General features: G+C 59.6%; 14 protein-coding genes. 8 read left to right on the top strand and 6 right to left on the bottom strand.

Going from position 1 to position 23197, the window contains the following annotated elements; all coding sequences use genetic code 11:
* Positions 1 to 282: 282 nt before the first annotated feature.
* The 6 genes from Enr13x_RS17140 to Enr13x_RS17115 form a co-directional block, all read right to left on the bottom strand.
* Complete coding sequence (locus Enr13x_RS17140) at positions 283 to 1740, bottom strand: DUF1501 domain-containing protein (protein ID WP_145388064.1); 1458 nt, start codon at positions 1738 to 1740, stop codon at positions 283 to 285.
* Positions 1730 to 4723 carry a DUF1553 domain-containing protein gene (locus tag Enr13x_RS17135; protein WP_145388063.1) on the bottom strand — a complete coding sequence of 998 codons (2994 nt, stop codon included), beginning with the start codon at positions 4721 to 4723 and terminating at the stop codon, positions 1730 to 1732. The genes Enr13x_RS17140 and Enr13x_RS17135 overlap by 11 nt, the downstream gene beginning before the upstream one ends.
* A 17-nt stretch (positions 4724 to 4740) precedes the next feature.
* The gene (locus tag Enr13x_RS17130; RefSeq protein WP_197456091.1) at positions 4741 to 5898 is read right to left on the bottom strand and encodes a putative glycoside hydrolase; all 1158 of its coding nucleotides are present in this window, start codon (positions 5896 to 5898) and stop codon (positions 4741 to 4743) included.
* A gap of 26 nt (positions 5899 to 5924) precedes the next feature.
* Positions 5925 to 7418: an aldehyde dehydrogenase family protein gene (locus tag Enr13x_RS17125; RefSeq protein WP_145388059.1), complete on the bottom strand. Its 1494-nt coding sequence runs from the start codon at positions 7416 to 7418 to the stop codon at positions 5925 to 5927.
* 677 nt (positions 7419 to 8095) lie between these two features.
* Positions 8096 to 9076, bottom strand: coding sequence for an alpha-E domain-containing protein (locus Enr13x_RS17120; RefSeq protein WP_145388057.1), 981 nt, complete (start codon positions 9074 to 9076; stop codon positions 8096 to 8098).
* Positions 9070 to 10557, bottom strand: coding sequence for a circularly permuted type 2 ATP-grasp protein (locus Enr13x_RS17115; RefSeq protein WP_145388055.1), 1488 nt, complete (start codon positions 10555 to 10557; stop codon positions 9070 to 9072). Before Enr13x_RS17115 ends, Enr13x_RS17120 begins: the two co-directional genes overlap by 7 nt.
* A 951-nt stretch (positions 10558 to 11508) precedes the next feature.
* On the opposite strand from Enr13x_RS17115, the gene Enr13x_RS17110 reads away from it, so the two are divergent.
* From Enr13x_RS17110 to Enr13x_RS17075, 8 genes are all read left to right on the top strand, one after another.
* On the top strand, positions 11509 to 12084 hold the full coding sequence (locus Enr13x_RS17110) for a sigma-70 family RNA polymerase sigma factor (RefSeq protein WP_145388054.1): 576 nt from the start codon (positions 11509 to 11511) through the stop codon (positions 12082 to 12084).
* Position 12085: 1 nt separating this feature from the next.
* Complete coding sequence (locus Enr13x_RS17105) at positions 12086 to 13771, top strand: LamG-like jellyroll fold domain-containing protein (RefSeq protein ID WP_145388052.1); 1686 nt, start codon at positions 12086 to 12088, stop codon at positions 13769 to 13771.
* A gap of 72 nt (positions 13772 to 13843) precedes the next feature.
* Positions 13844 to 15301 (top strand): sulfatase-like hydrolase/transferase, encoded by a 1458-nt coding sequence (locus Enr13x_RS17100; RefSeq protein ID WP_197456090.1) that lies wholly within the window; start codon positions 13844 to 13846, stop codon positions 15299 to 15301.
* An 82-nt stretch (positions 15302 to 15383) separates the two neighbouring features.
* A complete protein-coding gene (locus tag Enr13x_RS17095) occupies positions 15384 to 16985 on the top strand; it encodes a sulfatase (protein ID WP_145388050.1) in 1602 nt (533 codons plus the stop codon).
* A 74-nt stretch (positions 16986 to 17059) separates the two neighbouring features.
* Complete coding sequence (locus tag Enr13x_RS17090; RefSeq protein ID WP_145388048.1) at positions 17060 to 19894, top strand: PSD1 and planctomycete cytochrome C domain-containing protein; 2835 nt, start codon at positions 17060 to 17062, stop codon at positions 19892 to 19894.
* 123 nt (positions 19895 to 20017) lie between these two features.
* Positions 20018 to 21520 (top strand): DUF1501 domain-containing protein, encoded by a 1503-nt coding sequence (locus Enr13x_RS17085; protein WP_145388046.1) that lies wholly within the window; start codon positions 20018 to 20020, stop codon positions 21518 to 21520.
* 181 nt (positions 21521 to 21701) lie between these two features.
* Entirely contained in the window at positions 21702 to 22163 is a 462-nt protein-coding gene (locus Enr13x_RS17080; protein WP_145388044.1) for a PDZ domain-containing protein, read from the top strand.
* Positions 22164 to 22408: 245 nt separating this feature from the next.
* On the top strand, positions 22409 to 23179 hold the full coding sequence (locus Enr13x_RS17075) for a hypothetical protein (protein WP_145388042.1): 771 nt from the start codon (positions 22409 to 22411) through the stop codon (positions 23177 to 23179).
* The last annotated feature ends 18 nt before the right edge of the window (positions 23180 to 23197 follow it).

The raw sequence follows: 23197 nt of genomic DNA, 5'->3' as shown, positions 1-23197 counted from the left end.
AGCCTGGGAACGAGGGCATGTGCCTCCAGGATGTTGCGTGAGAAGTGGGGTAAGCATCCTGCTTGCCATCCTCGCCGGCTCCGCCGGCGTGCTCCTGTGGCAAAGCCACACACCGATGGCGGGCAAGAGGCGGAGCCTCCAACACAGTGCGTTCCCAGGCGGAGCCTGGGAACGAGGCCGGAGCCTCCAATACAGTGCGTTCCCAGGCGGAGCCTGGGAACGAGGGCATGTGCCGCTCGCTGACGCGTCCCGCTGGGGTGGCGGTCGCGGGTGTCTTGCGTTTTACGCCAAGATCGGCTCGATCACATGGCCGTGAACATCGGTTAGACGACGCTCGATCCCGTTGTGGTAATACGTCAGTCGCGTGTGATCGATGCCCAGCAGGTGCAGCGCGGTGGCATGCAGATCGTAGCTGTAGGTCGGGTGTTCGACCGCTTTGAAACCTAACTCGTCGGTCGCGCCAAAACCGATCCCTCCGCGGACTCCGCCCCCGGCCATCCATGCCGTGAAGGCACCGGCATTGTGGTCGCGTCCCAGGCCATTGCCTTGCGCCGCCGGTTGACGACCGAATTCGGTCGTGCAGATGACCAGCGTCTCGTCCAGCATGCCGCGCTGTTTCAGGTCCTTCAACAACGCCGAGGCGCCACCGTCCAGGACCGCGCCCCAATAACCGTGGTCGCGCGGCAAGTCTTCGTGGCTGTCCCAGTTGGGGCGGATCTTTTTGGCGGTCGTGTTCTCCGCCCCACAATAGATCTGCACAAATCGCACGCCGCGCTGGACCAATCGTCGCGCCAGCAAGCACTGCCGTCCGAACGGGCCGACGTCGGGATGTTCGGTCTGGTAAAGGTCTCGGGTGGATTGACTTTCCCGGCTCAAATCCGTGGCTTCGGGGGCACTCAGTTGCAAGCGAGCCGCCATCTCATAGGCCTTGATCCGCGCTTCCAGTTCCGTGTCGCCGGGCCGGGTCTGGCGGTGCAGTTCATTCAACTGCTGCAGAAAATTTAATCCGGCTCGATCGCTGGCCGGCGTCGCCTGGGCGAAGTCCCTGGGGGGAAACAGATCGGCGATCGGGTGCTGTGGGGCGGACGTGTCCAGCGTTGTGGCTTGATGTTGCGCCGGCAGAAAACCGGCACCCCAGTTGATGATCCCGCCGGGCGGCAGACCGCGTGGATCGGGCAACACCACGAACGCGGGCAAATCCTCCGCTTCACTGCCCAGGCCGTACGTCACCCAGGCGCCCATGCTGGGGAAACCGGGCAGCGTGAATCCCGTATTCATCATAAAACAGGCCGGTCCATGCAGCGCCGTCTTGCTGTGCATCGAGTAGAGGAATGCCATGTCGTCGATGCACGTCGCCAGCCGCGGAAACAGATCGCTCATCCAAAGTCCGGACTGGCCATGTCGGCGAAATTTCCAGTGACTGCCACGACAGTTGCCCGGCTTGGACGCAAAAAATTGCAACTGGCCATCGGGATCGAACGCCGATCCGTCGCGTTTGTCCAACTCGGGTTTGTAGTCAAATGTGTCCACCTGACTCATCCCACCGGGACAGAAGATCTGGATCACACGCTTGGCCTTGGCCGGATGATGCAACCGGCCGTATCCCGCGCCGCGTCCTTCCTGGGCCAGCATTGCCGTCAGCGCGAGGGAGCCGATTCCGCCGGCCGCCGATTGCAGGAACGTGCGCCGCGAATGGTTCGCTGTTCTTAAAGCGACATTTCGTCGGGGATCAATCGACATAGACGAACTCATTCAAATTAAACAGCGAACGACACAGTGCGAACAAGCCTTGTCGCTTGACAAACTCCGTCGCCAGTCGGGCCTCCTGCTGCGATGGTTGCCGCCCCAGCGCGAGTGCGAACGCGTGTTGGACCTGTGCGGCCGCGTCGTCTCCCGCCTCGCGACGCAGTCGCTGGGCAAAGTAGCGTGCTTGCCGGAGCATGAAGTCGTTGTTGAACAGGGCCAGCGACTGCAGCGGGGTGGTGGTCGTGATCCGCTTGGGTGTCAGGTTTGCCGGATCGGGGCAGTCCAGCGTGGCGAGAAACCGGTCGGGGGTGGTCCGCACGATGTAGCGATAGATGCTCCGTCGCCACAGCTCGGGACGGTCGGCGGTGGTGTAGGAGTAGATCGGGGCGTAGGCATCCTGGTATTCAAAATCTTCGAACCCCGGGCCGCCGCGACGAAGGTTTAGTTTTCCGCTGACGAACAAGACGGCGTCGCGAATCGCTTCGGCTTCAATGCGTTGGCGATTCTGTCGCCACAGCAGTCGATTTTCGGCATCAACCTTGGCCGCCGATTCGCGGTGCCGGCTGGACTGTTTGTAGGTGTCGCTGGTCACGATCAAACGGTGCATGGCCTTCAGCGACCAGTCATGATCGACCAATGCATCGGCGAGCCAATCGAGCAGTTCGGGATGCGAGGGACGACCGCCACCGAATCCGAAATCACTGGGCGTGTCGACAAGTCCTTGGCCGAAATGCCAGTGCCAGAGTCGGTTGACGATGACGCGTCGCACCAGCGGATTGTCGATCGATGTGATCCATTGCGCCAGTGCCGCGCGACGCTGCCCCTGGTCTGTCGTGACCGTCCCGAGTTCCGGTTCCAACATCGCCAATGCCGACAACGCCGCCGGTGGCAAGACGTCACCGCCGGGCGTTTCTGGATTCCCGCGAATCAATAAACGCACCTCCGGCAAAGTCTTCTCGGCGACCACGCCATAGAATCGCGGCGGTGGGCCGAGCGCATCAAGTTTCGACGTCACCTCGTCACGTTCGCGGCGGAGTGTCTCAATCCGATTTGCATCGGCATCGGAGCGAGCCGGCGACGTTTTGGGGCGGATGCGCGGATCACCAAACCCGATTTGATCATGCCCGATTCCGTTGCCACCGTCGGTCGACACGAGTGTCAGAAAACGGACCGTCGGAGACAGTTCGATGTCGATGGGCTGCAGTCCATCACCGCGCCCGAGTTGTTTGAACTCGGCCACGTTCTGTCCGTCGACAAAGACCCAGGCATCGGCACGATGCGAACCGGAGGCGCCGAAGTAACCGAGTTGTGCGGTGAACCGAAGCGGCGTTCCCGGGATGTTCTCGGCAGCGCCACCAGTCAGACTCTGGCGAATGGCCGAGATGTCGAACGTGATTCCCGCGTTGGCGTGCAATCCCAGGACGCTGTGACCGTCTTGGGTGAAATCGATTCCGTCGAGTTCGGGTGAATGCTGGCTGGCGACGGGGCCGTTGCGAATCATGTCCCAGGCGTCGCCGGAGGTCGTGGGCAACCCGGTGACGGTCATGCCCGTCGAGCTGACGGGAATCTTGGCCTGGCCGGACTCACCGCTGGGGACAAACACGCCGTCCACAAAATCAAAGTCCGAGGCGGCGAATTGATTTGGCACCACGTTGCCGAGTCTTCCGAAGTCGCGGGTCTGGACCTTCGCATTGCGGACATCGATGCCCTGGCGAAACGTCCCGGTGCCGCTTCCGTTTCCACCACCGACGATGTCGGCCAGATCGAGCCCACCACCTTGCAGCCGGGCGAGTTCAAAGTCGATCTGATTGCGACGTTTGATCCATTGTTGCTTTTCCGATTCGTACGCCTTCAGCGACGCATCGCTGATAATGCGTTCGTCTCGCCGCACGCCGGCGAAGACGGATTGTAGCTGGTAATACTCTCGTTGCGAAATCGGGTCCAGCTTGTGATCGTGGCAGCGGGCACAATTGACCGTCATCGCCATGGTGGTGGTCATGACTTGCGTGGTCATGTCATCCAGGTCCAGCACTCGAGCGGACCGACGCAGTTGATCGCTCTTGGTTTCGACGTGTCCGACGAAATCCCAGGGCCCGGCGGAAAGAAAGCCGGTCGCGATCACCGCCTGTTCGTCGTCCGGCCACAAGACATCCCCAGCGATCTGTTCTTGAAGAAAGCGGTGGTACGGTTTGTCGTCGTTGAACGATTCGATCACATAGTCTCGATAGCGCCAGGCATTGTCGCGTCGCATGTCGCGTTCAAATCCATGCGTGTCCGCGTAGTGCGCCAGATCCAGCCAGTGTCGTGCGTATCGTTCGCCGTAATGGGGGGATGCCAACAATCGATCGACCAATTTTTCATAGGCCATCGGGTCGGAGTCATGGACAAACGCATCGACATCCTGGGGCGTCGGCGGCAATCCGATCAGATCGAAGGTCACGCGACGAATCAACGTGCGACGGTCGGCCGGCGGATTCATCTGCAGTTGTTTGTCGGCCAGCTTGGCGCGAATGAACTCATCGATTGTGTTGGAATGCAACGGCGCGGGTTTCGCGACGCGCAACGGTTGCAGCGCCCACCATGTTTCATCCGCCTTGGACTGTTCCTTCAGGACAACGTCGCTCGGCCAGGCCGCTCCTTCAGAAATCCATTTCCGAAGTGAATTGATTTCGGCCTCCGAGAGCGGCTGCGCTTCCTTCGGCATCGCGGCGGGTTGGCCGCCCGACGGCGTGACGAGTTCCAGCAGATAACTGCTCTCCGGGTCACCCGCGATGACGTAGTCGTTACCACGCAAGTCGTCGATCGTCGCCAACGAGAGATCACCCTGGTTGTTGTTCGGCGAATGACACCGAACGCAGTGCCGCTGCAGGATCGGCGCGATCTGTGACTTGAAATCCAACGGTGAATCATCGCCGCGTACCGTAGCACCCGTCGCCAGCAACACCGTACAGACCGCCAGCAGCCGCAATCGCCTCATGTCCTTCGCTCCAACCACTATCGCTGCCACTCGATCCGTGCCTTTTGATTGGCCAGATCGACCCAAACCGACGCGTGTTCAAATTCGCGTGTGGCGGTCAATCCCTGCCATGTCGCATCGGCCTTAGGGGGGCCCAGCGGACGCTCTAGCTCCGGATACGCATCCAGCATGCCGTGCGTATCGGTGTAGCCCCAGGAATAGCAGAAGTGCGAACCGGTTTGCGCGGCGACCAGGAAACATGCAAGCGGGAACGTGATCCGTTGTCGGGCAAGTTCCAACAGCTCGGCATGGGGGCGTCTCATCATGTCGCGATCCAGCCAGTTGAATCCCGGCCAACCTTTCAGGACGACAAACTTGCCCTTGGCCGCAGCGATCGCGATCGAATCCATGTCGGCCTTCAGATCTTCCGGGGCGGTGGTGCGGAACGCGCCGAAGTGTTCGATCATCACGCCGTCGATTCCATCCCAATCCAGGATCTCGCGAAAATCGGTGGTCCGCAGACCGTTGACCAGGACAATGCTGTCGGGGCCAAGTTTGCGTTTCGTCAGCGCGATCATTTCGCGGAGTCCGGCGACGACCGCACGGGCCTTGGCGTCACCGACTTGTTGGGCCAAACCGGGCGAGATGGCTTGCGGCAGCGCGTCGATGAAGACACCGCCCAGTGGGGCGGAGCGGTTGGCCGACACGACGACGTCGGACCACCACTGGCGAAACTCGGCGTTGGACGGATCGGGGCGCGGCGTGCCCGAAGTGTGTTTGACGATTTCACCGTTCGCCTTCCGCAAGGTCCACTCCGGCCGATACGATTCAAACGCTTCGTAGCCCGGCCAGTTGATGAAGGCGTTGAAATAGAACAACACCTTGGCATCGGGATTGCGCGCCGTGACGCGTCGGGCCGTGTCCGCGATGCCCGCTTCGGTGCTGCCATGGACGCGGGCACCGTGGCTTTTTTCCAAACAGATCAATCGACTGTGACGGGCGACAAAATCGATTTCCGAATCGGTCAGGTCCGTCGTGCGTTTCCCGAAGTGAAGGTTCAGCGGGACGCGATCCCAGCTGAAACCGGGAACGGTGACGGCGGTCGAAGACGCTTCGGACACCGGCTCCACCGCGACGGTGACGGTGTGGACCGAGAGCATCAACACGACGGCGAACAAACGGGCCGGGCGTTTCATCAGTTGCAGTCCCTCGTCGCGACGCATCACAGCGGTCGGACGACCGAGGTGCTGCGGTAGTAATCCATCAGCGTTTCGAACGACAGCACCCCACCGCCCACGCCGCTCAGGTTCACACCGCCATAAGGGACACCGTGGGCAAACACGTTGTGGGCGTTGATCCAACTGTTGCCCGCGATCATCGACTCGGCGACCCGGGCGGCACGTGCCAGGTCAGACGTCCAAACGCTGTTGGCCAGTCCGTAGTGGGTGTGGTTGGCCATCTCGATCGCTTGACTTTCGGTTTGAAACGGTGCCAGATAAGCGACCGGTCCAAAGATTTCTTCTTGGGCGGCGACGTTATCCAGCGAACCGGCCAGCAGGGCCGGTTTGACAAAATGACCGTCGTAGCCTTCTACCTTGGCGGCACCACCGGGCAGCAGGCACTCGGCGCCTTCGGCTTGACCCTTTTCCAGGTAGCTGAGCACGCGTTGGCGTTGCTTGGCGTTGACGACCGGTCCCATTTGGGTTTGGTCGTCCAGTTGATGGCCGATTTTGACTTGGGAAAGCTGGTCGACGCATTGATTGACGAATTCGTCATAGATGTCTTGTTGCACCAACCAGCGTGTCGCGTCGCAGCAGACCTGTCCGGTGTGAAAGGTGATCGCACCGGCCAGTTTTTGCGCCGTTTCGGCAACGTCAACATCGTTGAAGATCACCGCGGCTCCCTTGCCACCAAGTTCCAATTTGACGGGAACCAGGTTGCGTCCACAGGCTTCGCCGACCAGTCGTCCGACTTCGGGCGACCCGGTGAACGACATGCGTTTGATTTTGGTGTTGGCCGAAAGTGCCGACCCGACCGAGGCGCCTCCGCCGGTGATCACGTTGATCACGCCGTCGGGGATCCCGACCTCTTTCGCCAGTTCCGCCAGATAGATCGCGGACAAGGGCGTGTCTTCGGCGGGTTTGATCACGACGGTGTTGCCGGCCGCCAGCGCGGGCGCGATTCCCCAGCCGATCAACAGGAACGGAAAATTCCAGGGAAAGATGAACGCGCAAACACCCCAGGGCTGACGCACCGTCCAAGCTTCGTGGCCCTTGACCGCCAACGTGGTGCGAGGATTGACGTGTTGGGCCATGTCGGCGAAGTAACGAATCGTGTCGGCAAAGTTTTGGACGTCGCCTTGAGCTTGTGACTGGACCTTGCCCGCATCGAGCGATTCGATTTGGCCGATGATCGCTTTGTGCTTTTCGACCGCATCGGCCAAGCGGTGCAACAGGGCGGCGCGTTCGTTGACCGGCATCGTCGCCCAGGCCGATTGTTTGAACGCCGCGTCGGCAACGTCGACCGCCTCGTCGACCTGTTTGGCGGTCAGCTCCACGACGTCGGCGAGTTTGTCGCCGGACCCCGGATCGGTCGTCGCAATGCTGTTGTCATTTTCCGATCCCATCGCTTTGCCGCCGACGAAGCTGGCCAAACGCCCACGACCCAAGAACGCTTCGACTTCGGGCAGCAGTGAAGGTTTGACGGCAGTGCTCATGGGGAAACCTCTCAAAAAAAGGGACGGTTGTCGTGACGTGTGTGGGCAATGTTGATGTTCCGTCCCGCGCGCGTCGCCTGGGACGGACCCGCCGCGATGCGCCGGTGATGGGGGAATTTCGCATCGATTCGATCACCGCGGCCAGGACCAAGGTCGACCAAAATGGGAATTCGTCGACTTCCCGGTTCATCTTAGCAACATGCAGACACCGCGTGGCCAGAAAGCGACACGCCGCGATGGAATTTCATCGTCGCCGCCGGCGCCGGCCCGCAGGCCGCAGACACGCTGGGGAACCTCGGGACGAGATTTGCTGTTCTGCTCTGCTCTGCTCTGCGTCGGGCGAAACTGCGCCGGACGAATCTGCGCCGGGCGAAACTCTTGACGGGCTGTCGATTGAGTCGGGATCTGCTGAGTCAATGGTGAGCCGCTGGCCGTAAGGCCTCGGGCGGCGTCGCAGTGCCCGGCCGCTTACGCGTCGCGGATCACAAATTCGACAGCCCGTTGACGAGTTCCGCTATCTCTCAGATACCATCGACAAACCATCCGCCACAGAGACGCCAGAGCGAGTGGGGCCGATGTCCACGCCCTGCGGAACACGGAGGGGGGAGAGGGAGACTGATTTGGGATTCTTCCACGCTCGCCGTTGGGTTTGAATCCCGAAGTCAAGCTTGCGGGGGTTACGTCATTACCGAAGCCTGCGGCGGTGCGTTCAATCGGTCCACGGAGAAAAAGTCTTCGTGGATCTCCTGGCCGATCGTATTGAGTTGGCGTTGGAACTGGTCGATGTATTCGTGCAGCCCGTCCTGCAGGATGTCATCGATGACGGCGTAATCGAGACTCGAACAGAGGCGTCCGAGCAGCTGTTCGGAGTGATAGCAGTACGAGTTCAACTCGCTGCCGGTGATCATCCGCATCGATTCGCGTGCCCGCATGGCCGCGAAATGCATGGCCCTGGGGAATTTGCGATCCAGCATCAAGAATTCGGCGACGCGTATCGGGACGATCTTCCCACGCAACCGGCGATACGATTCCAGGGCACTGGCCGAACGCAGCAGTGCCGACCAGCGGACGACGTCCAGCGAGGATCCGACGCTGCCCCCATCGGGCAACAGGTTGTAATACTGGACATCCAGCAAACGCGAGGTCTTGTCACCGCGTTCGATCATTCTGCCCAAGCGTGAAAAGTGCCAGGCCTCGTCATGAGACATCGTGGCGTCCATCGCACCGACCAACAAGTGACTGGTCAACCGAACCTGTTCGCAGAACGCTTGCGGTTGCTCCAGCGTTTGGGGCGAATGCCCGGCGGCTTGGACCAACAGGTGAAATTTGTTGAGTTGCTCCCAAACCACACTGGAAATCACTTCGCGAATGGTCCGTGCGTTTTCGCGAGCCCTGGCGACGCAACTGATCATCGAATTGCCGTTTTGTTCGTCAAAGGACAGAAACTGCAACACGTTTTCACGGGTCGGGCTGTCATACCGTTTGACGAATTCGTCTTGGTCCGCCGTGGTTTCCAAGAGCGGCGTCCACTGTTTGCTCAGCGATTCCGATTCGCCGAGCGTCAGGTTGTAATTGACGTCGATGAATCGCGCGATGTTTTCGGCCCGCTCGACGTACCGGCTGAGCCAGTAAACGGTTTCGGCGACGCGACTTAGCATGATGACGACTCCTGCGTATTGGAGACAAACTTTGGGGCAACCGTCGTGCCGTTGCGCAACACCCAGGTGTCTTTGCTGCCGCCACCCTGAGACGAATTGACGACCATCGAGCCTTTCTTCAAGGCGACACGCGTCAGTCCGCCGGGCATCACGTAGACATCTTTGCCGCACAACACGAACGGTCGAAGGTCGACATGACGGGGTTTCAATTCGTCGCCGACCAGGGTGGGAACGGTCGACAGATTCAACATCGGTTGTGCGATCCAGTCACGCGGGTTTTTCTGGATCGCTTCGGCACACTCCGCCCGTTCGTCGGCGGAGGCGTGGGGTCCCATCAAGATGCCGTAGCCGCCCGATTCGTTTGTCGGTTTGACGACCAACTGATCCAGGTGAGAGAGGACATGTTGGCGTTGTTTGGCATCGTCGCACAGGAACGTCGGCACGTTCGGCAAGATCGGGTCCTCGTCAAAGTAATACCGGATGATGTCGGGCACATAGGCATACACCGCTTTGTCGTCGGCAACCCCGGTGCCCGGTGCATTGGCCAAGGACACCCGTCCGGCGCGATAGACGTCCATCAGGTTTTTGACCCCCAAGCACGAATCGGCGCGGAAATGCGCGGGGTCCAAGAAGTCATCGTCGATGCGGCGGTAGATCACATCGACGCGCTGCAGCCCGCGTGTCGTGATCATGTGCACAAAGCCGTCTTTGACAATCAAATCGGAACCGTGGACGAGTTCGATTCCCATCTGCTGGGCCAGGAACGAATGTTCGAAGTAGGCGGAATTGTGGACACCCGGTGTCAGCAACACCGCGACCGGATCCGACACGCCCGTGGGGGCACAATCCAGCAGCGTTTTCAGCAATTGCTCCGGATACTCCTCGATCGGTTCGACCGACATCCCCTCAAAGACGTGGGCGAAGGTCCGCTTCATGAGTTCGCGGTTTTCGAGCACGTACGAAACGCCCGACGGGCAACGCAGATTGTCTTCCAGCACGTACAGTTGACCGTCGGCGTCACGAATCAAATCGACGCCGGTGATATGACACCAGACGCCTTCTGCCGGCTGAAGACCGACGCACTGTTTTCGAAGCGTCTTGGAGGATGTGATCAAGGATTCCGGGACGGCTTTGTCCTTGATGATCTTGCGATCGTTGTAGACGTCGTCGACAAACAGATTGAGCGCCCGAATCCGTTGTTCAAGCCCCTTGGCAATCATCGACCATTCTTCAGCGTCGATGATGCGCGGCAGCAAGTCAAACGGCCAGATCTTTTCGGTGCCGGCTTGATGGCTATACACGTTGAACGTGATGCCCATGTTTTGCAGGTTCAATTCCGCCGATTTCTGTCGCTCGCGCAGGTTGCCATCGGCCAGCGCTTCGAGTCGCCGGACGAAACGTTCGCCGCTGGCCCTGGGCCTGCCGTCGGGAGCGAACATCTCATCAAATCCACCGTCCATCTCATAGGGTAATAGCAGCATCGCCCGTTCTCTGAAGTGATTGAAACACACCGACTGTCAATTCAAGAACGCTGGATCCGCCCATCACAGCGACGACGCAGCGGCCGTCATCGAGTGATGTCCGCTGCGTCGTGCCGGTTTTCACCGGCCGAGGGTTTCCGGTCGGCACATGGCGCGCCACCGAAGCACATGATTCGCCACCGGGGATCAACGCTCCGCTAAAGCCTGCTTAAAGGCGGTGTGTCGAGTCGCATCGTCGTCGCCACCGGTCCATGCAACGGTTCAGAAGTCCAGAAAAGACGGCACAATAGGCCGGCTGCGACTACCGGTGCGCTGTCGCGGCGCGCGGCGTGGGGAACGTGCAACGGTCCCTTCCAACACGAGTGCGAATTCGCACGGCATGGTCCCGTTCTGTTCCAGGGTAGGGTCGTGTCCCCAGAAACGCTTGTTGTTAGCGGTAGGGCGCGAGCTCTCCGGTCTTTCATGGTGTTTTTGAAACGCAACCGGACGGCTCGCGTTGTTCCGCTAAAAGGGTGGCGGGCCATTGTTAGCGGTAGGGCGCGAGCCCTCCGGTCTTTCATGGTGTTTTTGAAACGCAACCGGACGGCTCGCGCCGTTCCGCTAAAAGGGTGGCGGGCCATTGTTAGCGGTAGGGCGCGAGCCCTCCGGTCTTTCATGGTGTATTTGAAACGCGACCGGACGGCTCGCGCCGTTCTGCTAAAAGGGTGGCGGGCCATTGTTAGCGGTAGGGCGCGAGCCCTCCGGTCTTTCATGGTGTTTTTGAAACGCAACCGGACCGCTCGCGCCGTTCCGCTAACACGTGTGGGAGTTCATTGCTCGCGGCCTGCCGCTAAAACATGATTTCCGGCGTTGCCGAACGCGTTTTATTGACAAATTGGCACAGGCCGCACGGTAATTATTGGGGATGATGGAATATCAACGTTGAACCACCTTCCGTGAAATAAACGCTCCATGGATCCAAACGCGAAACCTGATTTTGAGACCCCCGCAGGCCGCGAAGCTCGTTACGGCGAGTTCGTCAGTTTGCTGGCTCGGCATGACCAGTCGATTCGTCGATTCGTGCGTTCGTTGTTGCCGTCCAACCAAGGTGTCGACGACGTGATGCAGGAGACGGCGCTGGAGTGTTGGAAGAAATACGAATCCTTCACGCCCGAGAACGCCGAGGACGCGGTCGACGAATTCATTCGCTGGGCCTGCGTGATCGCCCGCTACAAAGTGCTCAGCTGGCAACGGGACAGTTCCCGGGACCGACTGGTGTTCCGCGAGAGTGTGATCGAGCGATTGGCGCAGGACGCGATGCAGGACTTGGAACAGCGCGACCGGGAGCGTCAAGCGATCGAGACGTGTCTGGGCGAATTGGACGCCGACCAACGACGGCTGGTGCTGAGCGTTCACTCGCCGGGCGAGTCGATTGCCAAAATCGCGGAAGAGACCGGCGTCAAAACACGTCGGCTGTACAGCAAAGTCAACGCGCTTCGCAAACGGCTTTTGGACTGTGTTCAGGGCCGGCTCGTCGAGGAGCTCTAAGATGGACGACACGATTCGAAACCTGATTTTCCAAGCCATCGACCAAACGATTTCGGCTGACGATTTCGACGTGCTGCAGGACGCGATCGAGCGGCGTGAAGACGTTCGAGCGGAGTATTTGCGGGCGATCAATCTGTGTGAATCACTCGGCGAGATCGCGACCGAGTCCGGCGGCGACCTGCACGGCAATCTGCACGGCGATCTGCACGGCGGGCCACCCAAACGAAACGATTCGCCCGCCAGTGTGCTCGATGACGCTTCGGGGTGGACGTGGCAACGGTTGGCGATCGCGGCGGCCGTTTTGGTGCTGGTCAGCGGCGTCGCCTATTGGTTCGGACGGAGCAACGATGCGGAGGTTCCCCAATGGGTCGACGTCAATCAAGACCTGTTGAACGAACCCGAGGAGGCGTTGATTGCCGGGCATGCGACGTTGCGGAGTGCCGTGGATTTGCGCTGGTCAAACGACTCGCTTGCGTTCCGCGAAGGTGATGTGTTGCCCAACGGTGTCTTGCAGTTCGACGAGGGCATCGCGGAAATCGACTTCTTTTGCGGTGCGACGTTGATCGTGGAAGGGCCCGCGGCGCTGGATGTCGAATCGGATTGGTCGGTTCGGGTGGTCAAGGGGCGGTTGCGGGCCAGTGTTCCGCCGGCGGCGCGTGGCTTTGTCGTCAAGGCGGCCGATTCGGAGATCATCGACTTGGGAACCGAATTTGCCGTGGAAGTCGGCGCGGACGAAGCGCGTGTCGAGGTGATCGACGGCGAAGTCGAATTGCGCGGGGGGCGGCACGATGGCGATCATCTGGTCACCGGTGAGCGAGAATGGTTGAAGGGATCGCAGTCTCGCCCGGACGCGTTCAAGGGACTCAGTACGCTCAGTGACTTGCAGCGGCGACGTGAAGACGCCCAGACGCGGCAGTTTGAACAATGGGAAATCTACTCGCGGCAGTTGAGGACCGATGATCGGTTGATCGCATATTACCCGATCGCCGAATCCGCCATCGATCGCTTCGTCCCCAATCGCGCCGCGACCGGACGCGAACTCGATGGCATTCTGGTCGGTCCGGTCACGCGCGGCCAAGGGCGATTCGGGGCCGTATCGACAGGGTTGGAATTCGACCGTCCGGGATCGCGGGTGCGGACCCGGATCGATGGCGAGTTCAACGCGTTCACGTTCGCCTGCTGGGTCCGAATTGATAGTTTGGAACATCGTTACAACTCGCTGTTCATGGGCGACGGCTATGAGAACGGCGAACCGCATTGGCAACTTCACGAAGACGGTCGGCTGATGTTTTCAGTGATGGTCGACGACACGCCCGGGTCGGGACTTGGCTCTGCAGAAGATTCCCGGTTGCACCGGATTTACTACACCGAGCCGATTTGGGATGTGTCCAAGAGCGGCAAGTGGCTGCACATTGCCGCGGTCTATGACCCGGTCGCTCGACAAGTCAACCAGTTCGTCAACGGTGAACCGATCAGCAGTGAACCGATCACGGATCAGTTTCATGTCCAAACGCTTCGGATCGGGACAGCTGAAATCGGAAACTGGGGACAGCCGCTGCGAAATTCACCTTGGTTCGCCGTCCGAAACTTGAACGGTGCAATCGATGAACTGGCGATTTTTGACGCCGCACTCAGCCGCGAAGAAATTCAGTCGCTGTACGAACAAGGAAAACCGCTCGGGTATTAGTCGCCGTCGGATTCAACACGACGGTCTCAACACGACAGTCGACTTCTATCGTTTTCAGAGCAAACAGAATTGATGCAACACACCTGTTACAGAATCGCGTTATCCGTCGGGATGCTCGCCACGTTCGCGGCGCTGGGCCATGCCGGGGATCAAGACCGCCCGAACATCGTCGTGATCCTGTGCGACGACCTGGGCTACGCCGACGTGGGCTTCAACGGCGCCAAAGACATCACGACGCCCCAGTTGGATCAGCTGGCCGCGGCCGGTACGATTTTTACATCGGCCTATGTCACGCACCCCTTCTGTGGTCCCAGTCGGATGGGGTTGATGTCGGGCCGCTATCCGCATTCGTTCGGGGCGCCGTTCAACCTGCCCAACAGCGGCCAAGGTTTCGAAGACTACAACCGCCAAGGGATTGATCCGAACGAAACCCTGATCAGCACGGTGTTGCAGGACGCGGGGTATTACACCGGCGCGATCGGTAAATGGCACATGGGTTACGAGCACCCGTTCCATCCCAACCAACGCGGGTTCGATGAGTTTTACGGGTTTCTCGGCGGCGGCCATCAGTACTTTCCGGATCGATACCGGCCGATTTACGAGCGCCAGATTCGGGCCGGCAAGACAACGATCAATGACTACATCGCCCCGCTGGAACACAACGGAAAAACGGTCGATGAAACGGAATACATCACCGATGGGCTGTCGCGCGAGGCGGTGCGTTTTGTCCAATCGGCGGGCGACCGAGACCAACCGTTTTTTCTGTACCTGGCCTACAACGCGCCACACAGTCCACTCGAAGCAAAGGTCGAGGATTTAGCGCGTTTCGCCGGCATCAAGGACAAGAAACGGCAAACCTACGCCGCGATGGTTTACGCCGTCGACCGCGGTGTCGGTCAATTGGTCCAAACGCTCAAGAATTCCGGTCAGTTCGATGACACGTTGATCGTCTTTCTAAGTGACAACGGCGGGAAAATAGGCCTGGGCGCGAACAATGGACCACTTCGCGAAGGCAAGGGCAGTACGCACGAGGGCGGTTATCGCGTTCCAATGTTCTTCCATTGGCCCGGAAAAGTCCCTGCCGGGGATCGCTATCACCACCCCGTTTCCGCACTCGATTTCTACCCGACGTTCGCACGCTTGGCCAAGGCGGAAATCCCGGCGACCAAGACGTTGAACGGCAAGGATATCTGGGACGATTTGCTGGCCGGTCGTAGCGCACGCCAAGGTGAGATGATTTTCGCACTCCGCCATCGTAGCGGTTACAGTGACGTGGGGGCCCGACGCGACGCCTGGAAGATTTGTCGAACGGCGCAAACGCCCTGGAAACTGTTTCATTTGGACGATGATCTCGGAGAAACGCACGATCTGAGTGCCGCGTATCCCGAGAAGGTTGCTGCGATGGTGGCCGAAGCCGAACGCTGGAGTCGCGATCACACCACGCCTCGGTGGTTCGACGATGAGGAGGCGGAACAGCGGTGGCTTGAAACGGGAATGCCGAATTACAACGCCACCTTTGAAGTGAAATGACGCTTGATTGACCACGCATCCGCATCGACGAAGTTGAATCCCAGTTAGCATGAAGACAACCGCCGGAAACGAAAGGAACCGAATGATCAAACCCCTTCTCACCCTCGCCTGCGTACTGGGTCTGGCTTGCACGTGCTCCGCGGCGGACAAACCGAACGTCCTGTTCATCGCCATCGACGATCTGCGTCCGGAACTGGGATGTTACGGGTCCGAGATCGCGGTGTCGCCCAACCTGGATGCGCTGGCCAAAGACGGTTTGCTGTTCAATCGGGCCTATTGCCAACAGGCGATCTGTCGGCCTTCGCGGGCGAGCCTGATGACCGGTGCTCGACCGGAGACGACCGGGTTGTTTCACAACTACGTCTCGTTGCGTGAGCTGCAGCCCGACATCGTCACGTTGCCCCAGCACTTCATCGCACACGGCTATGAAACCGCCTACTGTGGAAAAATCTTTCATCAGGGCGATACCGACGAAGAAAACTCTTGGAGTCGAAGCCCGGTCAAATGGATCAAGGGGATCGAAAAGCCGGTCGGTGGCTATGCGTTGGCGGAAAACAACAAGATCAAAAGTGACAACATGAAGGAGATGTTGGCCAAGTACGGCGAGGCCGCACGCCGTGGTTTGGGCAGCGGACCGGCGTACGAGAACGCCGACGTCCCCGATACCGCCTACGGTGACGGCTACAACACCCGGCTGGCGATCGAGACGATGAAGCAGATGGCCAAGGCGGACAAGCCGTTCTTCCTGGGGCTCGGGTTCAAAAAACCCCACCTGAACTGGACCGCGCCCAAACGATACTGGGACCTGTACGATCCCGACAAAATCCCAATGGCAACCCACAGTGATGCGCCCGAGGGCGGTGCCGCGATGGGGCTTCACGCGTCATTCGAATTGCGAACCCGTGCGGGGATCCCCAAGATCGGTCCATTGGGTCCCGAGCTGTCGCGAACACTCAAGCACGCGTATTTGGCATGCGTCAGTTACGTCGACGCCCAAGTCGGATTGATGGTCCGTGCCCTGGAAGATGCCGGGGTTCGCGACAACACCATCATCATCGTGTGGGGCGACCACGGTTGGCATCTCGGCGACATGGGCGTCTGGGGCAAAGCGACCAACTACGAAATTGCGACCCGCGTGCCGTTGATGATTTGGACGCCGGGCATGAAGTCGCGAGGCAAACCGACCGATGCGTTGGTCGAGTTAGTTGACATGTATCCGACCCTTTGCGAATTGGCCGGGTTGCCGATCCCCGATCATGTCGAAGGCCACAGTTTTGTCCCGTTGTTGGACGATCCCGACCGGGCCTGGAAAACAGCTGCGTTCAGTCAGTATCCCAACCCGGCGCTCCGCGAGTGGGCCGCCAACCCGCTGTCGCAAGGGATGCGTGAGACGTGGTTCGGGCCGTTGATCCGAGAAGTCGAAGGCCGGATCATCGAGCAGATGGGTGACACGTGGGACCGCGAGCTGTTCGAACAACATTTGATGGGGTACACGATGCGGACCGACCGCTATCGGTTGGTCGTTTGGCGCGATCATCGCAATCCCCAAGCCGATCCCGTCTTCGTCGAGTTGTTCGATCACCAGAGCGACCCCGGCGAAACCAAAAATATTGCCAGCCAAAACCCTAACGTCGTCGCCGCGCTGACCCGACAACTCGACGCCGGTTGGAAAGCCGCGTTGTAGTTGAGCGACACAGACCAAGATTGGATATGATCCAGGAACCCTCCATGCCAATGTCAGATTGGAAGCCATCCATCATGATTCGATGTTTTCTGCTCCTGTTTTGCCTGTTGGCACCGCAAGCGTTGCCTGCCGAAGAGATCGATTTCGAGGAACAGATCCTGCCGATTCTCGAAGAGCGTTGTTTGTATTGCCACGGCGAAGACGAGCAAGAATCGGGGCTGCGATTAGATCTTCGTGCCCGCATGCTCCGTGGTGGCGATTCAGGCTTGTCGGCTGTCGTGCCCGGCAAGCCCGAAAAGAGCTACCTGATCGAAGTCATCAATCATGTCGATGAAGACATGGCGATGCCGCCAGACGATGACAAGTTGCCCGATGAAGAGATTGATTTGTTGACGCGTTGGATCAAAGCGGGCGCCGTCGTACCGGGACAAATGGACGATGTGGTCAACGAAGAAATCGATCACTGGGCATTCAAACCCGTCGTCCGACCCGACATTCCCCAACGTGGCGTAAGCTTCCAGCTTGCGACTCCGCCACAACGTGGCGGCAGCCAGCTTGCGACTCCGCCACAACGTGGCGGCAGCCAGCTTGCGACTCCGCCTACCCCCATCGACTCCTTCCTACTGAAACAACTCGCCGAACAGGGACTTTCGTATTCGCCACCGGCCGATCCCCGGTCACTGATCCGACGCGTCTCGATCGTGCTGACCGGGATCGCCCCAACGCCGGAACAGACGAACGAATTCATCGAGGCGTCCGCAATCGATGCCCAGCAGGCGTATACAGAGTTGGTCGATCGGCTGCTGCAATCGCCGCATTTCGGTGAGCGTTGGGCCCAGCATTGGCTGGACGTGATTCGATGGGCGGAGACAAATGGATCAGAAGCCAATTTGTATCGGAAGAACGCGTGGATCTATCGCGATTACGTGGTCCGAGCGTTCAATGAAGACAAGCCGTACAACGTGTTCGTGCAAGAACAAATCGCCGGCGATTCGATGGGCGCCGGCGAGGCGACCGGATTTCTGGTCGCCGGACCGCACGTGCCCGCGGCGACGGTGGGACGCGAGCCGTCGGCGATTCGCCAAGCCCGCGCCGATCGGATGGACGAGATCATGCAAACCGTCGGTGCCTCGGTGATGGGCGTCACGATTGGATGCGCGCGGTGTCACAACCACAAGTTTGATCCGATCACGATCCAGGATTACTACTCGATGACCGGCGTGTTTCAAGACGTCGAATTCGGCAGTCGTCATCCCGAATTCGCCCCCGATCACCCCCGCCGCCAACGCGGCGAAGAGATTTGGAAACAGATCGCCAAACAACGCGCGGTGTTGCGGCCGATCGGCGGTTGGGAAGAGGATTGGGGGGCGTTTCGTGAAATGCACTTCAAACCCGTCACGACCCAAGCAATCCGTGTCCGATTCAAAATGGGAAACGTCGGCTTGGACGAATTGGAAGTGTTCGGCCCCGACAACTATGGCGAAAACCTCGCCCACAAACGCCGCGGCACCAAGGTTTCTGGATTCCCCGAAGACGGAACCGAAGGTCGTAATCCGATTCGCCGCGTCAACGACGGCGAATACGGCACGATGGCTTGGCGGGCAAAGAAGGACAAGGGTTCCGACCAACAGCCCTACGTTCAATTCGATTTTGAACAGCCCGAAAAGATCAGTCGGCTTCGGCTGAGCAGCAATCGTGAGTATTTCTACGACACCGATTATCTGGACAAGAAACCATACCTGCCGCGATACGAATACGACGTCGATGTGCTCCAGAGTGACGGGACCTGGCAGCCTTGGGTTGGGACCTGGTTCGTCAACACTCAATTGGACAAGGAACATCCCGAACGCAAAGCGGCGCTTCGGGAGATCCAAAATCAAATCGAAACCTTGGCCGAAGAGGGGCCGCGGCCGAGTTTTGTCGGCCGATTCGTCCGCCCCGAAGTGACCCGCGTGCTGCTTCGTGGCAGCCCGGAGAACCCGCGTGACGAAGTCGACCCGGCGGGCCCGGCCATTTTTGATGGCGACTTGGGGCTCACACAGCAAGCACCCGGCCCCAAGCGTCGGGCCGAGTTCGCCAAATGGATCAGCAGCGAAGAAAACCCGTTGACCGCACGCGTGATGGTCAACCGTCTGTGGCACCACGTGTTCGGCAGTGGCATCGTGCCGACGACCAGCGATTTCGGAAAAGCGGGCGCCGCGCCGACGCATCCGGAACTGCTGGATTGGTTGGCTGCGGAGTTTGTTCACCCGACGGTCTCGGGCAACGAAGCGTGGTCCGTCAAATCGATGATCCGCCAGATGGTGATGTCGGCGGCGTTCCGACAGGCAAGTGAGCCGCGGTCGGAGGGGATCGCCAAGGATGCCGGGTCGGCGCTGTTGTGGCGTTTTCCGCCCAAACGCGTCGAGGCGGAGGTGATTCGCGATTCGATCCTGCAGGCCTCGGGGGCATTGGACCGGACCATCGGCGGTCGCAGCTATCGGATTCACAACGAGAAAAAAACCTACGCCCAGTGGGAAGTCGTCAAGAATTACGGGCCGGAAACTTGGCGCCGCATGCTCTATCAAGAACGCATGCGTCGTGTCGACGACCAGATGTTCACGGCGTTTGACTTTCCCGACTGCGGTCAGGTGCGTGCCAAGCGTCCCGTCTCGACGACTCCGTTGCAGGCGTTGAACTTGATGAACAGCGACTTCGTGATCCACCAATCCGAGCGGATTGCCGAGCGAGCGGAAAAGGAATCCGATGGAGAATTGAAGTCGTCGATCATCCGCTGCTTTGAATTGTTGTTGTCACGTCAGCCCGATGCCGACGAACTGGATTCCTGTTTGGACCTCGCCCGACAAACGAGTCTGTCGCTCGTCTGCCGAACCCTGTTGAACACGAACGAATTTGCGTTTTTGCCATGAATTTGTAAATCAGTGTACGAGCCGATCCCGCAAGGCGTCACCCTCCTGGCAGGAGGGTCGAGCGCAGCGAGGGGAGGTCGATTCCGCACCGCCACGTTTGCAACTCACCTATCCCGAAAGACCATGACCAACCCCGAAAAACTATCGCCGCTCGGCCGGCGTTTACTCGATCGCCGAGGTTTTTTGCACACGGCCGGACTGTCGACCAGTGCCCTGGCGCTGGCCAGCCTGCTCGATGGTGACGGACTGTTAGCCGCCGATGTCAAAACGGTCAGCGGAAAGACGCCGATACGACCGGCGATTGATCCCAGTCAACCGTATGCGTCGCGTCCGGGGCACTTTGACATGCCGGCCAAACAGGTCCTGGTGATCTATTGCCCCGGGGCGGTCAGCCACGTCGACACGTTTGATTACAAACCGGCACTCAAAGAGTTGCACGGGCAAAAGCCACCGGGGATCCCCGAAGTGACCTTTGAAGGCCCGACCGGAAACATCGCCAAGCCGTTTTGGGAATTTAAACCACGCGGTGAAACGGGCAAGATGGTTTCCGATCTGCTGCCGCATCTGGCCCAGCACGTCGACGATTTCGCGTTCATCCACTCGCTGACCACCGATACCAGTGCGCACCCCCAGGGCGAAAACTTCATGAACACCGGTTTCACGATGGAAGGGTTTCCGTCGTTCGGAGCCTGGGTCACGTACGCATTGGGGACGGAAAACCAAGAGCTGCCCGCTTTCGTCGCCATCAATGATCCACGCGGGTTGGCACGAAGCGGCAAGAACAATTTTGGAAACGGCTTTTTGCCCGCCGCGTTCCAAGGCACCGATTTCAGCGCCGCCGCACCGCCGAACAATCTGCGCCGCCCCGACGTGCTTTCGGCTAGGGAAGATCGTCTCAGTGTCGATCTGCTCGCGCGGCTCAATGCGAAACACTTGGAACAATACGCCGGCGACGCTGATCTGGCCGGGCGGATCGCCAGCTATGAACTGGCCGGAAAAATGCAAACCACCGTCCCGGATGTCATGGACATCTCTGGCGAAACGGCGGAGACCTTGAAAGCGTACGGCGTCGAAGGCGGCAGCGAATTGCGTGGCCAGTATGCGCGCAACTGTATCCTCGCCCGGCGGTTGCTCGAAAAGGGCGTCCGCGTCGTGCAGTTGTTCAACGGCAGCGACCCGGCCGGCGGAAACGGCATCACCAACTGGGATTCGCACGCCAATATTCTGGAAACGCACGCGATGCAGGCGGAGATCATGGACCAGCCGACCGCGGCGTTGTTCGCGGATTTGAAGCAGCGTGGGATGTTGGAAGACACGCTGGTCGTTTGGGCGACCGAGTTCGGGCGGATGCCGTTTTTGCAGGGCAACGGAACCGGCCGCGATCACAACCCCGACGCGTTCACCTGCTTCCTGGCCGGTGCCGGTGTCAAGAAAGGCATCAGCTATGGGGAAAGCGATGAGTTCGGGTTCAAGGCGGCTGCCAACACGACCACCGTCTACGACTTCAACGCAACGCTGTTGCACCTGATGGGGCTCGACCACGAACGATTGACGTTCTATCACAACGGGTTGGAACGACGCCTGACCAACGTTCACGGACACGTGGTCAAGGACGTGCTGGCGTAACGCGGATGTCGTTGCCGTTTCGGTTCAAAAGTGGGGTAAGCTTCCAGCTTGCCGTCTCGTTCCACTTGTGAAACGCTCGGTACGATTATTGCAGCACATTAGCGACGCGGCCGGTCGGGTGCCAACTTGGCTGCTGCACTTCGCAGTTTTCTTGGCACACACGTGTCGTGGGACATTCAACATGAACGTTTTGCGGTGGGGTGTGTTCGGCCTTTCGGTCCTGGTCGCGTCTTCAGCGGCACTTGCAGACGGCGATCCGGTCTCCGCCAGCAAGGCCAACCCGAAAGCCATGCCGGACGGCGGCGGGTTTGTCGAACCGAAACCCGGCCAGGGATCGGGCAATCCTGTTCTGGGCGGCTGGTACTTGGGCGTCTATGGCAGCTACAGTGCGACCGGGTTGTTGTTGACCCAGGTTTATCCGGGGACGGCGGCGGCCCGGGTCGGATTGGAAGTGGGCGACCGGATCATCACCGTCAATGGGCATCAGATTGGCATCGGGCCGCACTCGAACCTGCGGATCGACACGGCGCTCCAACGCTACGCCAGTCGTTCCGGTTGGGTGCGTTTGTTGGTCAAAGACAAACGTACGGGGCGGTTGATCAACGTCGATGTCAAACTCACCCGAGGCGCGGTGCACTTCTAATCAAACGTTGCACCTCTGATTAGGACCGTCGGAAGAATAAGTGGCGGGGATTGATTGTGGGATAGGCTTCCAGCCTGTCGTTTTCGCCATGACAGGCTGGAAGCCTATCCCACTTATTCTTCCGACGGTCCTTAAGCATTCGAACCGTTGTTTCAGAAAACCCCAGTTTTCTTAGCAACGCGACGCGGGTTGGTACGATGACGGAACCGTCGGTCAAACTCCGTTACCCTGCCTCAGGTCGAGTCATGTTTCAGCGCGATGGCACGATTACCACCGGATCCAAGTATCGTCCGCCGAAGTGGGAGGAGTGGCCCCGGGCGGGTGTCTACCACCATCTGATTCCCTACCAAGTGCTGCGGGACCTGTGGAATCGGATGACGCAGATCGGGATGACGGATCACCGCAGCGTGTATCTGCAACAGGTGACCCAGGCGGTTCCTGCCGGCAACCCTTTGCCGATCGACGAGTATTTCAATGCGTCTGCCAAAAACATTGCCAACAAAAATCGATTCGACTATCTGGAGACTGCTGTGGTCTGGCAGGCGTTTAATATGGCGGTGGGGCCGAAGCATCGGCCGGCTTTGCCCGATCCACCGCAGGGCGAATTCGACCACGTCTCGGTGATCCCGGCACACGTCCAGCGCGTCTATCGTCTGCGGGAGGTCAGCCGGCAGATGGGCGATTTCCTCGCGGCCAGCGAGGGTGGTCGGGTGTCGCCAAACGCGGATCAAAAACTCGGCGACACCCTCGAAGGCCTCGGTGACTTGACGCACATGGGAATCATCACCCCGCAAGACGTGAATTGGTATGGAGTAACGCGTCGGATGTGGATTCAAATGTCCGCCAAAGACCGACAAACGTTTGATGCGTATATGAATCAATCGGGGATGGTCACGCTGGACAAGGAGCATTCGGAGCGACAAGAGACTCAGCAATACGCCCAGGCGGCACTGGAGTTCTTGGTTCAAGACGGGCAAATCGTTGCGCCGCCGGGTTTTTCCGACTCCGAAAGCTGACTCGCCACGGCATTCTCA

The organism is Stieleria neptunia, assembly GCF_007754155.1.
GTDB classification, from domain to species: domain Bacteria; phylum Planctomycetota; class Planctomycetia; order Pirellulales; family Pirellulaceae; genus Stieleria; species Stieleria neptunia.
This window is presented reverse-complemented; position numbering and strand designations above follow the sequence as displayed.

What these genes read in the sequence shown, in the direction of transcription:
- Enr13x_RS17140 (WP_145388064.1), bottom strand. Translation starts at nt 1,740, where the DNA reads ATGTCGATTGATCCCCGACGAAATGTCGCTTTAAGAACAGCGAACCAT.
- Enr13x_RS17135 (WP_145388063.1), bottom strand. Translation starts at nt 4,723, where the DNA reads ATGAGGCGATTGCGGCTGCTGGCGGTCTGTACGGTGTTGCTGGCGACG.
- Enr13x_RS17130 (WP_197456091.1), bottom strand. Translation starts at nt 5,898, where the DNA reads ATGAAACGCCCGGCCCGTTTGTTCGCCGTCGTGTTGATGCTCTCGGTC.
- Enr13x_RS17125 (WP_145388059.1), bottom strand. Translation starts at nt 7,418, where the DNA reads ATGAGCACTGCCGTCAAACCTTCACTGCTGCCCGAAGTCGAAGCGTTC.
- Enr13x_RS17120 (WP_145388057.1), bottom strand. Translation starts at nt 9,076, where the DNA reads ATGCTAAGTCGCGTCGCCGAAACCGTTTACTGGCTCAGCCGGTACGTC.
- Enr13x_RS17115 (WP_145388055.1), bottom strand. Translation starts at nt 10,557, where the DNA reads ATGCTGCTATTACCCTATGAGATGGACGGTGGATTTGATGAGATGTTC.
- Enr13x_RS17110 (WP_145388054.1), top strand. Translation starts at nt 11,509, where the DNA reads ATGGATCCAAACGCGAAACCTGATTTTGAGACCCCCGCAGGCCGCGAA.
- Enr13x_RS17105 (WP_145388052.1), top strand. Translation starts at nt 12,086, where the DNA reads ATGGACGACACGATTCGAAACCTGATTTTCCAAGCCATCGACCAAACG.
- Enr13x_RS17100 (WP_197456090.1), top strand. Translation starts at nt 13,844, where the DNA reads ATGCAACACACCTGTTACAGAATCGCGTTATCCGTCGGGATGCTCGCC.
- Enr13x_RS17095 (WP_145388050.1), top strand. Translation starts at nt 15,384, where the DNA reads ATGATCAAACCCCTTCTCACCCTCGCCTGCGTACTGGGTCTGGCTTGC.
- Enr13x_RS17090 (WP_145388048.1), top strand. Translation starts at nt 17,060, where the DNA reads ATGATTCGATGTTTTCTGCTCCTGTTTTGCCTGTTGGCACCGCAAGCG.
- Enr13x_RS17085 (WP_145388046.1), top strand. Translation starts at nt 20,018, where the DNA reads ATGACCAACCCCGAAAAACTATCGCCGCTCGGCCGGCGTTTACTCGAT.
- Enr13x_RS17080 (WP_145388044.1), top strand. Translation starts at nt 21,702, where the DNA reads ATGAACGTTTTGCGGTGGGGTGTGTTCGGCCTTTCGGTCCTGGTCGCG.
- Enr13x_RS17075 (WP_145388042.1), top strand. Translation starts at nt 22,409, where the DNA reads ATGTTTCAGCGCGATGGCACGATTACCACCGGATCCAAGTATCGTCCG.